This window comes from Bacillus sp. 1780r2a1 (assembly GCA_024134725.1).
In the GTDB taxonomy this organism is placed as follows: Bacteria; Bacillota; Bacilli; order Bacillales; family Bacillaceae_H; genus Priestia; species Priestia aryabhattai_A.
Genome location: CP099863.1, coordinates 1,946,283 through 1,959,327, shown reverse-complemented (window position 1 = coordinate 1,959,327; position 13,045 = coordinate 1,946,283). Strand labels below are relative to the sequence as shown.

The window sequence follows — 13,045 nt, the reverse complement described above, 5'->3', positions numbered from 1 at the left end:
TTATTTTGACTAGTGACCAATACTAATTATTACGTATAATAAAAGTAAAGGAAGGTGGTGATTACTTATGAAAAACCGCGACAAACAGCGAAAGAAAAAGCGAAAAATTCTACAGGATTATCTCAAAAATAAGCTGAAAAATTTAAATCCAAAACAATCTAAAGGTCCTATATCTAACTATAAAAATCGCTAAAACCTAAAAGGGTTAATGAATAATCTCTGTCTTTCCAATTTCCCACTCTAAGTCGAACAATAGCTGATCAACACCGATAATAATGGTATCTAACCCATTCCAAAATACAGAGGATAACATGCCCTTTTTCTTCATACCTAGTAAGAGTTCATTCATAAATGTATCAAGAGAAATAGCAATGACTCTGCAACCAGATGGTGCATGCTGTAAGCAGCACTGTGCATATTCTTTGCAAGGCCATACGGGTACTAACCGCTTGTTATCATCATTTCCAGTCATCTTTACCTGATTATGTTCATCAAGAACAATCCAAACTCGTTTGCATTTAATTACTTGCTCGATAAAATACGTGTAGCGATCATGAGCAGAAGCATTTACTAATTGCTGAAATATTGATTGTTCTACCATCATTGTTCCCCTCCATTTTCTATTTTTTAAAGGAGTTCAATTGAACTTATTTTCAGTATATAGATTGGTTGAGAAAACGGTGCAGCCTTACGTTTCTTTTAAAGCATATGCTAGTTAAATTTGGTCAAAAGACCTAAGATAAAGTCTTTTACTATGTTTTCATTGGTCGGTAAGAAAGGAAGCGCTCCTACCCCTACTTTTTCAACACTTTGAAGAAAGAGGTCTGCAGAAGATTTATCATTGCTCGGGAACAATACAATCGCCTTTTGAATAATACGCTCATTTTCACTATTTAAAATAGCATCGCGATATCGATGCATCGTATTTAGATCTTCTTCCTTAGGAATAAGTTTGTGATTTTTGCGCTGTACCCGATACTTGGCATCAAAAACATAGTTCTCGTATTTTCCATTGCTTTGTTCAAACGCCAATACTAAATCCGGCCTTTGAGTAGTGGTGTACTTTGATCTGAATTCTTTTTGATAAAAAAGATAAATACGCTTCCCGCTGTTTGAAACAAATGCATGGTGTGATGCTCCAGTATTCATAAACAGCCCATTTTCTATCATTTTTATGCTGTTATGTGTTATTAAGGTCGCATGCGTCTGAAGTAGATCACGTATTCGTAAATAAACCCAATATTCATATAACCACGCCGTATTTTTCAGAGATAGCGTATAAAATTCTCCATTCAATGTAATTCCTCGCATTAACATCATATAGTACTTACATACTTCTTTATAGACAGGAATTTGGCGAATACGACGATCTATTGAATAGACTGATTTAGTACTTATCTGTTTCCAAAAAAAGTTGGAGTGAACTGTTTTTACAGCTTGCTGCATGCGATTAATTTCTTCTATCATATTCCGTTTCACCATGGAACCATGATACTCTTCCTTTCGATTCATAACGTGTAAAAAAAGCTGTTCTAGCTTATTCTCAACAGTCATTAACATCCATTTCATCGTTTGATTTTCAAGCGTATCTACCGTGTCGCTTCTACTTGTGCCAATGGCTTTGTTCGGTATTACATATTTATTCCGTTTTAAACGGATACCTCTTTTAGCAGGTACGAAATAATTAGGGTGTTTACGCAAGTATCCTATTGATAAGCTATCTGGCTTTTTGAGCTGGTCTCCTCTCATAAACTCTTTCTCCTTTAAAATCGTGCGTGTTGGCTGCTTTTCTATTTGGTTAATATATTTCATAAAAGGTTGAAAGTGATGAGATAAAACATGATAAAATTCCAGCCAATTTCCTTCTTTAACTGTCAAATCCAAAGAACCTTCTAAATACGTATTGCCAATCAATTTGTAAGCCATCCCATACGTTGATTGATTAATGGATTTAACCATAGAAAGGTAATCACTTTTATAGTCCATTTTGATAGGGAATATTTCTAGCGTAAACGCTATAATTTTTTCTATCCCGCTCATAACGTGGAACGTTGTATAGCCAATTTCATTTTGCAGAAAAATTGTACTGAACAAAATTGACTGTCCCTCTCCATACACATTACGACTTTTTTGCTTAATACCTGTCATTTCATTTACTAAAAACAGCTCTTTTGTCCCCTTTAACACAACCATTACTTCATACTGTTCATTTTCAAAAAATAAAGGCTGAAGAGGTGAGCTTTGTACATGTTCTCCCTCCTCAGGATGATACACCTCCACCGTTTCAATATCTTGCCCTGTACAAGAAAAGAACATCGACTCGCTTGCGTCTTTATTAAGCGTTTCAACTTTTCCGCTAATAGTGATCGTACAGTCTTTCGTTGTAATTTTAACGAACGGTATTTGTCCAGAATGATGTATATCCGAATGCCTCATACCTTCTAATCATCTCCATTACTTTTTTCGCGCTGCGAGGGAAGCGCATTCGTTCTGCTTCAATAACAGCTGTTTCAATATCTTGATCAACAAACGTATTGGTACAGTAATAGTATAGTTCCTTTAACACTTCAAACGTGTATGCGTCACCTCCGCTAATGCGTGGAGCTATTTTTTGTAGCAGCTGAAAATCAAATGCCTGGTCAAACGTAAACACGCCACTTTTAATGGCATAAATCATATAAAAACAAATCTCGTCTCTCATCCGATAAGCAACTTGACAATCAATAGGCTTTAATAATTCATTTAAAGACATTAATTCATTTGTAACTTCATGGATCAACTCCGCATGCTCAACGTACGCATCTTTTAAATGAATATATATACTTTGAATCTGTGTTGTTTCAACTCCTGCCGTAACTATAGAATCCTGTGTAAGACTTTCAAAAGAATCAAGGTGAATTGTATTAAGCTCGACGGTATTAGTCCTATCTAACACTTTTTGACTGAATGAATGAGTCGTTTCATCCATATTAATCGTACCTACAATTAATAAATTAGGAGGTATATATACATCACGAAACATTCTGTGGCCTGGTAATAGCGGTGCTGTTTTAATTTTACGCTCTTGCCACTTTCGACTTTCTATTACGCTTAACACGTCGCTTAAATAATGTTCAACACGGGCTAGATTCATCTCGTCCAATATTGCCACGTATGTATAGCTGGGATGTTGAATGGCTTGTTGCACAATTCCTAAGAAGGCTCCTTTTCGAAAATCACCTCTAAGGTCAATGTAACCAAGCAAGTCTGAACCATCATGCCAGTCTGGTCTAACAGGAATTAGAGCTAACCTTCCGTTTTCAAACGTTGCGCCAAGGCTTTCTGCTAGTAGCTGCGCTAGTTTGGTTTTCCCTGTTCCGCTCATGCCTGACAAAATGATAAACGGCTTTGTTTTTAGTGACAAATAAATGTTTGTTAAATCCTCATCTTCATACGTAAAGCCTTGTGATTTGATATATTCTTTCATGTGAGTTATTACATCTTTGTCCGATAAAAGCTCTTTGCTCATTCCGTGTGCTTTTAAAAACTGACGGTGGATTTCAATAAATAATGTCAGATCTTCATAAAGCTGACGATCAGTTGCAAAGTCTTCGATGTGATAAGGCACGTATAACGCTACGTTATCTTCAAAATTCTTTGCATAACTACTTGTGCCAATCATCAATAAATGATCCTTCTTTATTCGTTCATGCTCAGGAGTATAAAAGCGAATGTCAGCAATAGTAGGTGCATCCTCTTCTTCCCTTTTTAAAACAAGGTATAGCCTCTGTCCATCTTCACTCAGCACATACGATATCGCAAGGCCTGTTACGCTCTTTTTATCTAATATGCTGATGTATGGAAAAGACGCAGTTTGCATCCCGGTTATTTTGAATTCTTCGCGGTTAATTTCAGAAAGCTTATAAAGCGAAAGTGGAATTCGTCTCGTTAGCATATTGTCGACTTCGTGAGAAAGCAAAGCATCGCTTTCCTTTGCAGAAAAATTTTCAGCAACGTATAGCAATCGTTCTCGTAAACTCATCGACTCATTCCTCCTTTTCTATACATAAAAGCATCGCCAAAAGACCATGCTTGTTTTCTCCAGTATTTTCTTATCCTTATTATATAGTATGCGCTTTAATTAGAGAAATGTTATGAACCCTTGTTTCCTTACAGCTCTGTAAGAAAACTGTAAGTTCGTGTAGTAGGGTGTGATTAGTACGTTCTTTTATAATGGAGATACAAAAATAGTCTTCTATCCAATGTGACTACATTCGCTACTTAGATTTCAAATAGAAAACAAAGAGTTAAAGGAGAGATTTAGATTGAAGTATTTTTTTCAAGCAGGTGCATGCGTCGTTTTACTACTAGGTGGTATTGTTATCTTTACTTATGCGGGCATTCAATTATTATATGGGAAAGTAAGACACTCAACAGCCAAAAATTATGAATAAAATCATACTATAACAAGGGCGGTGCCCCTAATGATTCATGAAAGAGTTCATTCTTATTCCTTGTGTCTCATCCATTTTTAAGAGGATTAATTGAACACTACTCAATATACATCATTTAGTATTTTCACCTCAAACAATTTATGCAAAAAACAGATAATAATCGCACTATTCCCGCTAACAACATGGTTTTGTAAACTAGATTTGATATAATAAAATACATACAACTTATTACTAGAGACTCTTGGAGGTTTTATGCTACAAAAGTTCGGTTATTCTCAATATGAAAGTCAGGTATATGAAGCGCTTGTATCGAGCGAAGAATCGTTGGACGCAACGGCTATTGTTCGTGCATCTCAAGTACCAAAAGCAAAGATTTATGAAGTATTAGATAAACTCGTTGAAAAAGGTGTCGTATTAAACACTCTTTCAGGTAAAAAAAAGTTTTATTCCGCTGTATCACTTGATGTCATTATTAAAAAATTAAGCTTAGAGTTTGAAGAAGATATTCGCGATTTGCAGTCTTATAAGATAAGAAAGGTTAGTCAAGATGATCACGTGTGGACACTAAAAGATGAAGCAACTATTATAGCCACGATTGATGAACTCATTCAAGATGCGTCGCATTCGATTTTACTATCGGCTTGGAATACAACGCTTGAGCACTACCGCCCCTTATTAGAAGAGAAAGAAAGAGAAGGAGTTTCGGTTGAAATCTTAACAATTGGAGACTTGCGAACGACCTTGGAAAATACGAGTACCCTTCATCCCATGGAACACCATGAAAAGCTAGAACCATCTCAGCTCGTTATCGTGGATGAACAGTCTTTGCTATTTGCAGGAATCGAAAACGAGACTTGGAAAGCTATTAAGACAAATTCTCAGCCACTTGTTAAAGTATTTACCGACTTTTTTTATCACGATGTCGCTCTTACCTATATCACAAAGAAATACCAAGAGCAGCTGCTGGAAGATGAAACGATTATGCGACTTCTTACTCGCCTTCGCTATTAGTAGTCACCCTAGCTCTCCGACGTTACTTGCTTACTCCATAATAAACGTAAAGTAAAAAAAGATTGCATAAAAGCAATCTTTTTTTATTTTACACTTGAAAGAAGATGAAATAAAAGTTACTATTACAGTTGTAACTTTTATTAAAAGGAGTTTTATTTATGAATCATAAAGTGTACATACTTGCGATTGCTTCCTTCGTTGTAGGAACTGTTGAGCTCATTTTAGGCGGCATTCTCGACCTCATCGCAAGTTCATTTCAAGTATCAATTGCAAAGGCTGGGTATCTAATCTCCATCTTCTCTCTTGTTTATGCGATTTCAGCACCAGTTTTGTTAAACATTACGGCAAAATTTGAACGTAAAAAAGTGTATCTATGGGCTTTATTTATCTTTTTACTTAGTAATATCGTGGCGCTAGCTAGTACGAGTTACTCCATGCTGATGGTTTCTCGCGTATTAGCTGCTATGAGCGGTTCGTTCATTATAGTATTATCTACTACAATGGCATCGCGCCTTGTGAAACCGGAATACCAAGGCAGAGCACTAGGAATTGTATTTATGGGTATTAGCGCTTCGTTAGTACTTGGAATTCCAATTGGCATTTTCATTGGAAACACGTTTGGGTGGCGTGAAGTCTTTATTTTAATTGCGCTGTTAACAGCGGTTATTATGGTTATTGTTGCAATTAGCATGGAGCGCTTAGAACCTGCTCCAGTAGTACCGATTAAGCAGCAGCTTAATGCACTTCGAAATACAAAAATGCTGTCCATTCATATCGCAACCTTTTTTGTATTAGCCGGGCACTTAACGCTATATGCTTACTTCACGCCATTTTTACAAGAAACATTTGGGTTATCAAGCGGAATGGTGACCCTTGTATACGGAATTTTCGGATTAGCAGCCGTAGCAGGTGGAGGTTTGGGTGGCGTTCTTTCAGATAAGCTTGGAGCACCTACTGCCGTCATTGGAATCATCGGTGCTTTTTTTCTAAGCATGGTCGCTCTTCCTTTTGCCGTTAAGCTTCCTTTTATTTTGTTCTTAATTGTAATGACGGTTTGGAGCGCTCTAAGCTGGGCTGTTTCACCTGCTCAGAACAATTTAATTATTCAAAGTGCAAAGGGCAACCCAGATGTTTTAATCAGTACAAATGTTGCTATTTCACATCTGGGAATTGCTGCAGGATCTTATGTGGGCGGAATAATTATTAACGGCTATTCCTCATTATTTAACGGTTGGGTCGGGTCCATTTTAGTTTTACTAGGTTTACTCGCAACCGTAATCGCTGTAACGCGCCCAAGTATTTCTACCAGCTCTATTCATAGTAAATAGAAAAACCCGCTGCTTGTAGCAGCGGGTTTTATCGTTGATAGCGATGACCGTTTATTAGCCCTCCAATTAATAAAATAGCAGCAGTTAAATAAAACCAAATCATTAAGATGATAATACTCCCCAATTGACCATATATTTCAGAATAGCTACCAAACTTCACGTAATACGAAAATCCAGTTGAAGCCACCTGCCAGCCTAAGGTTGCAAAGATAGCTCCTGGTAATACTTCTTTCCATGCAATTTTGGCACTCGGCACCATTTTATAGAAAAAGACAAAGAATAAAAGCAGAAAACTCGTACCAATTCCCCAACGAATAATGGTCCAACTTGTATACCAAAAATCTGGAATCTTAACTTTTGTTACGATAAAATGTCGCGAAATCTCCTCTATGATTGGGACAAAAAGCGATAATGATACAATAATCATAAAGCCAAGAGTCAAAATCAAGTCATTGATTAATGCATGAAGAAAAGTTTGCTTACGCTGAATTTGATGCGCATCATTTAAAGAACGTACAAGAGATTGAATTGCCATTGAAGCAAGCCAAAACGTAGCAATAAGACTAAAAGACAATAATTTCTTTCCGCTTTGGTTTAAAACAGACGTAACGGATCTTTCAATAATATCGTATGCACTTTCCGGCACAAAGGGCTGAATAAGCACCAATAAATTATTGGTGTCAATGGGAAAGAAGCTTAGCAATGAAAATAAAAAAATGATGAATGGGATAAAGGACAATAAAAAATAGTATGCTGTTTGGGCTGCTTGGTCAAAAAAACGCTCTGAAAAAAAGCGCTGCAAGACCGTTTTTGATGTTTGAACTACCATTTGTATACACCTTCTTTTTGTACATGCACTTTGCTTTAGTATAATAAATCAAAATATGTTTCATTACTTATTTCTTCGTAACATGTTTACCCGCTACGCTTAACTAAACGAATAAAGAAGCATATAAGATCATCCCAGACTTGAAAATGAGCTGAAATTCCTAAAATAAATGCCTAACTGGTCTGTCATTAGCCATAAAAAACATAAAATTATTTTCCCTTTTTTCATATGCTGTAAACATTTTAGGACTAGATGGTTCTTTTTTGAAGGCGCGTTTCCGTTAGCTGGCTGCCTTTAGTATTAGACTTTGTTACGATGGTAACTTTTATTAGTAGGCATAAAAAAAGCTCATGTAGACATGAGCTTTACCATAGCGGCTCTTCTTCATCACTTAACTCGTATGAAAAAGGCATCATCATAATTGAAACAACAAATCCGAGAACGGTAACCGTCATTACACTTTGTAGAGGGAAATTAAGTACGGATAAGATAAGCCAGAGAATCAGAGGTGTAAATAAGTAGATTGACAATCTTTTTTGAGATTTTGCGGACATATACTGCTCTTCTCCACAATGTGGACACTTCATTACGTTTCGAAGCGTTAATAATTTTTTAACAGACGTTTTCCAATTCCATTTATGGTCACAGTTCTTACAGGTGGCCACTCGCATCACACTCCTATAATCTAGAACAAAATTTACGTTCTTGTCTCTATTATACACTATTTTTTAATTCCCTCAAAGTTAGTCAAAAAAGAGAAAGGCTAGCCAGCCTTTCTCTTAGTTCTTTTAACCTATTGTTTTTAAACTTTTTTCACTTTCACTTTCATGATAATAAACGCAACAACTGCAATAATAGCAGCAACTAAAAAAGGTGCTTGAGGTGCTATTGCATGACCGATTACACCTGATAATAACGGGGCAAACGCAGCTCCTAACCAACGAAGGAAATTATATCCACCTGAAGTAATTCCTCTTTCATACGGTGATACTTCCATAACGTAGCTTGTAAATAGTGCATTGTTTAGTCCTGATACTAAGCCTGATAGCATAACAAGAACAATCCGCAGCGCCGTATTATCCGTTACAAATAGTAAAGCTAAGATAACAGCAAAGATAATCAAGCTAATATGGAGCACTTGTTTCGGCTGATATTTCGTTTCTAATTTGTGAGCTAAAATAGCAGATCCGTAAGCTAAGCATAACCCCCAACCAAAGAAGACAAACCCAATTTGCAAAGCGCTAATCGGCAAGATAAGAGGTGTATAAGCTAACACGGTAAAGAAGCCATAATAATAAAGCATTCCAGAAAGTGCACCTTGAGTAAACGGCTTACACTTATAGAGCTGAATAATATCTTTAAAGCCTGCTGCCTTTCTTGGCTTACTAGAAGCAGGTTGTTTAACGATTGTTAAAACAAGAATAAATGCAATAAAAATCAAAATACTAGTTCCAATAAACGGTAGTCTCCATGAAGAGCTACCAAGTACACCACCAACCAGTGGTCCACCAGCCATGCCTAATCCAATGGCTGCTTCGTACATTCCAACTGCTTGTTTCACTTCGCCTGATAGGGCTATTAACAGCGTCATAGCAGTTGCGAAGAAGAATGAATTACCTAATCCCCAACCGGCACGAAAAATTGATAGCTGTGGAATATTACTCGACAACCCACAGAGCGCAGCAAATATTGTTACAATAATAAGCCCTGTAACCATCAAGCGTTTATCTCCAAATCTGGAAGCTAAGATACCAGCTGGAATCATCATGATAGCCATCATTAATAAGTATGACGTAAATAGCATTTCAACTTGCCAGTGGGAAGCTCCTATTTGAGCCGCAATCTCCGGTAAAATTGGATCCACAACTCCTATTCCCATAAATGCTAAAAACGTAGCAAAAACCGTGATGATTTGACCAACACGGCTTTTAGAATACTGTTGTTCCACACGCGTCACTCCTCTTGTTCCTTTCGTTTTCGAATATCTCTAGCTCGTTTATGCATGGCATCTAATTCTTGTTTAAATGTCATCATCTTATCGACCTTATACATAATCATTTCTATTTGGGTATGGATCATATTTTCAATTTCCAATACATCTTGAGCTGAGACATTCTGATCTCTTTTTGCTTGTTCAATCGTTCTTTTTAACGACATAAATTCTTGAAGCTCTTGCAAGGAAAAGCCAAGTACTTCCTTCGCTTCAGCAACTTTTTTTAACTCATTTATTTCGTTTTCTGTGTAGAGTCGAACATTTCCCTTAGTACGTGAGGGTGGCAAAATTAACCCTATTTCTTCATAGTAGCGAATTGCTCGTTTTGTTAAACCTGTCATTTTTGTTACTTCATCAATTTTGTACATGTACAATAAACCTCCAGGAACATAACATTAACGTTAACGTTAACTTTACTTATATAAGAATACCTGACGTTAACGTTAATGTCAATATATTGATTTTACCTAATTATAATTTTAAGCATATTTTCATTCTTCACTTTAGATAACTTTTGCCCTCTTTTAAGAATTTTTTAATAATTCTTTTCACCTTTCTTTACGATTGCTCTTTAGACTAAGTGTATCAACTTAGAACAACTCGTCTACCAATTACATAAAAGGAGGATACTCAAATGAAAAAGGCGACTAGATTTCAAGATTATAGCGCAGAACGTTTGCAAAAAGATTTGATTGCTGGACTCGTGGTGGGTATTGTAGCAATCCCTTTAGCTATGGCATTTGCCATTGCTTCTGGCGTCCGACCTGAATATGGTATTTATACAACGATTATTGCTGGGATTTTGGTCTCCTTATTGGGGGGATCCCGGTTCCAAATTGCAGGTCCAACAGGTGCATTTGTTCCTATTTTGTTAGGAGTTGTCATGCAATATGGTTATGAGAATTTAATTATAGCTGGCTTTATGGCAGGAATTATCTTAGTTATTGTGGGCCTTCTTAAGCTTGGAAAGTTTATCAAATTCATTCCAAAGCCCGTGACAATTGGTTTCACTGCCGGTATTGCAATTATTATCTTCTCAGGACAAATTGCAAATTTTTTAGGGTTACACAATATAGAAAAACATGAGACTTTTCACCTTAGCATGTGGGAAATTATCACAAACCTATCTGCTATCAATATTTATAGCATACTAATAGCTATTATTTGTTTAGTAATTGTCCTTATTGCGCCCAAATTTATTCCAAAGGTTCCTGGTGCATTGTTAGGCATTCTGTTTTCCACCTTGATTGCCGTTCTTTTTTTTCAAGGCAAGGTTGCTACTATTGGATCAACCTATGGTCCAATTCCGAATGAGCTCCCTGCTTTTCAGTGGCCTGAATTAACAGTTGATACCATTGTTATGCTATTACCAGCAGCACTTGTAATCGCTATGCTTGGCGGAATTGAATCACTTCTATCAGCTATGGTAGCTGACAGTATGACAAAGACAAAACACAACAGCAACAAAGAGCTTGTAGGACAAGGAATTGCTAACATGGCCACGTCTTTGTTTGGAGGTATTCCCGCAACAGGAGCAATCGCTCGAACAGCAACTAATATTCGTAACGGAGGAACGTCACCTATTTCAGGAGTTGTACATGGCCTCGTTGTACTAATCGTTCTGTTGGTATTAGCACCATATGCCTCTCATATTCCACTAGCAAGTATGGCACCTGTATTAATGGTCGTTGCTTTTAATATGAGCGAACGAAAAGAATTTGCTCATATTTTCAAAACAAAAACTGCAGACTCTGCGGTTTTAGCAATCACGTTCTTGCTAACCGTATTCTTCGACTTAACAACAGGTGTTGGCGTAGGATTACTCTTTGCCATTATTATGTTTGTCAAGCGTATGAGTCAATCACTTCATGTTTCACAAACAAACAACGATGATGAAAAATCCCAGCTTCAAATGTACACGCTAGAAGGGTCGCTCTTTTTCGGCTCAGCTGAACGATTAGAAGAAGCAACTGATAGTATCATTCAATCGAATGCAGACGTTGTTATTTTAAAAATGGAGCAAGTTTCGTTTATTGACACCTCAGGCGAAGATTTACTTTCAAACGTTCATCAAAGGCTTGATGAAGATAACCGGGCGTTATTAATTACAGGACTAGATGCTCAGCCAAAAGAAATGTTTCTTAAAACAGGTCTTTATGACCGAATTGGTAAACAGCACTTTTTTTCTCAAGCAAGTAAAGCTCTTGATTACGCACAATCTTTCCTTCATACAAAGAGTAAGCCATATGCTAACAAATCAAAACAACCCGCATTTTCTTCTTAAACAAAAAACGAAAAATCCATATTCGTGGATTTTTCGTTTTTTTATTTATCGGTACTCCATTACCCAGTAACGTTCCTCTATCGGTCCTTCCTCAACCACTTGCGCCCACCCATTTTTCTTATAAAACAGTAGTGCTTTGTCATTTTTTGATACGCACTTCAAACGCAGTGGCGTATTCATGTTTTGAATGGATGCATCTAATAACGCTGTTCCAACACCTTTCCTTGAATAGTCGGGATGTACAAACAAGCAGTGAATAAAATTATCAGGAAGATACAAAGACACAAATCCTGCTATTTTATGATCAATCTCAGCAACTAATATATGTTCACCTGTTGTATCCCTATCAAAATCTTCAAGCTGAAGGACTTCAGGGTTCAACCAATGAAAGTGCCGACTGCGAGATTTTAAATAAATAAATCGCAGTTCTGGATAATCTAATGTGGTAGCTGTTCTCACTCGCAATTTCTTTCCCCCTTAAATATTAAACCGATATCCCGCTCCCCAAATTGTCTCTAAGTACTGAGGCTGAGCAGGATTTTGTTCAATTTTTTCACGCACTTTTCTTACGTGCACTGTAACCGTTGAAATATCTCCAGTCGAGTCAAATCCCCATAGATTTTCAAACAACTGTTCTTTGCTAAGTACTTGGTTTGGATGAGTAACAAGAAATAATAATAAATCAAACTCTTTTGTAGTAAATGTTACTTCCTGATTATAAACAAAGACGCGACGAGCTAGCTTATCTAATTCAATGTGATGAACTTTAATTCGTTTTTTTGTATGATTGCGCTCGCTCAAGCGCTCATAGCGAGATAAATGAGCCTTGACCCTCGCTACCAGCTCTCCAGGGCTAAACGGCTTTGTGATATAATCATCAGCACCCAACCCTAAACCCCTAATCTTATCAATTTCTTCTTTTTTAGCTGATACAAGTAAAATAGGTATATCTTTTACCGCCCGAACTCGTTTGCACACTTCAAACCCGTTTAGCTTTGGGAGCATAATATCTAAAATGATGAGGTCAAACTCTTCGTTTAAAGCTCTTTCTAACCCTTCTTCTCCGCTATGCTGAACATGGGCTTCAAACTGGTTAATTTCTAAATAATCACGCTGTAGCTCTGCAATACTTGGCTCATCCTCAATTAGTAATATACGCTTCACTCT

General features: G+C 36.9%; 12 protein-coding genes. 3 read left to right on the top strand and 9 right to left on the bottom strand.

Features of this window, described 5'->3' with window-relative positions; translation table 11 throughout:
- Nucleotides 1-205: 205 nt before the first annotated feature.
- The 3 genes from NIZ91_09820 to NIZ91_09810 all read right to left on the bottom strand — a co-directional run bounded on the left by NIZ91_09820 (nucleotide 206) and on the right by NIZ91_09810 (nucleotide 4,021).
- On the bottom strand, nucleotides 206-604 hold the full coding sequence (locus NIZ91_09820) for a DUF2750 domain-containing protein (GenBank protein USY56919.1): 399 nt from the start codon (nucleotides 602-604) through the stop codon (nucleotides 206-208).
- Between the two features lie 107 nt (nucleotides 605-711).
- Complete coding sequence (locus tag NIZ91_09815; GenBank protein ID USY56918.1) at nucleotides 712-2,436, bottom strand: restriction endonuclease-like protein; 1,725 nt, start codon at nucleotides 2,434-2,436, stop codon at nucleotides 712-714.
- On the bottom strand, nucleotides 2,390-4,021 hold the full coding sequence (locus NIZ91_09810; protein USY56917.1) for a DUF3578 domain-containing protein: 1,632 nt from the start codon (nucleotides 4,019-4,021) through the stop codon (nucleotides 2,390-2,392). Before NIZ91_09810 ends, NIZ91_09815 begins: the two co-directional genes overlap by 47 nt.
- A gap of 664 nt (nucleotides 4,022-4,685) precedes the next feature.
- Between NIZ91_09810 and NIZ91_09805 the strand changes: the two genes are divergently transcribed.
- Entirely contained in the window at nucleotides 4,686-5,444 is a 759-nt protein-coding gene (locus tag NIZ91_09805) for a TrmB family transcriptional regulator (protein USY56916.1), read from the top strand.
- Between the two features lie 158 nt (nucleotides 5,445-5,602).
- Nucleotides 5,603-6,772 (top strand): MFS transporter, encoded by a 1,170-nt coding sequence (locus tag NIZ91_09800; protein USY56915.1) that lies wholly within the window; start codon nucleotides 5,603-5,605, stop codon nucleotides 6,770-6,772.
- A gap of 28 nt (nucleotides 6,773-6,800) precedes the next feature.
- On the opposite strand, the gene NIZ91_09795 is transcribed toward NIZ91_09800, so the two are convergent.
- The 4 genes from NIZ91_09795 to NIZ91_09780 all read right to left on the bottom strand — a co-directional run bounded on the left by NIZ91_09795 (nucleotide 6,801) and on the right by NIZ91_09780 (nucleotide 9,962).
- Nucleotides 6,801-7,601, bottom strand: coding sequence for a YihY/virulence factor BrkB family protein (locus tag NIZ91_09795; GenBank protein ID USY56914.1), 801 nt, complete (start codon nucleotides 7,599-7,601; stop codon nucleotides 6,801-6,803).
- A gap of 365 nt (nucleotides 7,602-7,966) precedes the next feature.
- Nucleotides 7,967-8,272 carry a hypothetical protein gene (locus NIZ91_09790; protein USY56913.1) on the bottom strand — a complete coding sequence of 102 codons (306 nt, stop codon included), beginning with the start codon at nucleotides 8,270-8,272 and terminating at the stop codon, nucleotides 7,967-7,969.
- A 131-nt stretch (nucleotides 8,273-8,403) separates the two neighbouring features.
- Nucleotides 8,404-9,480, bottom strand: a complete 1,077-nt coding sequence (locus NIZ91_09785; GenBank protein USY57140.1) for an MFS transporter — start codon at nucleotides 9,478-9,480, stop codon at nucleotides 8,404-8,406.
- Nucleotides 9,481-9,554: 74 nt separating this feature from the next.
- Nucleotides 9,555-9,962: a MerR family transcriptional regulator gene (locus tag NIZ91_09780; protein USY56912.1), complete on the bottom strand. Its 408-nt coding sequence runs from the start codon at nucleotides 9,960-9,962 to the stop codon at nucleotides 9,555-9,557.
- 266 nt (nucleotides 9,963-10,228) lie between these two features.
- Here NIZ91_09780 and NIZ91_09775 point away from each other — a divergent pair, with 266 nt between their 5' ends.
- Nucleotides 10,229-11,878, top strand: a complete 1,650-nt coding sequence (locus NIZ91_09775; GenBank protein ID USY56911.1) for a SulP family inorganic anion transporter — start codon at nucleotides 10,229-10,231, stop codon at nucleotides 11,876-11,878.
- 45 nt (nucleotides 11,879-11,923) lie between these two features.
- Here NIZ91_09775 and NIZ91_09770 read toward each other — a convergent pair whose 3' ends face one another.
- Both NIZ91_09770 and NIZ91_09765 read right to left on the bottom strand, forming a co-directional pair.
- Nucleotides 11,924-12,343, bottom strand: coding sequence for a GNAT family N-acetyltransferase (locus NIZ91_09770; protein USY56910.1), 420 nt, complete (start codon nucleotides 12,341-12,343; stop codon nucleotides 11,924-11,926).
- A 12-nt stretch (nucleotides 12,344-12,355) separates the two neighbouring features.
- Entirely contained in the window at nucleotides 12,356-13,042 is a 687-nt protein-coding gene (locus tag NIZ91_09765; GenBank protein USY56909.1) for a response regulator transcription factor, read from the bottom strand.
- Between the last annotated feature and the right edge of the window lie 3 nt (nucleotides 13,043-13,045).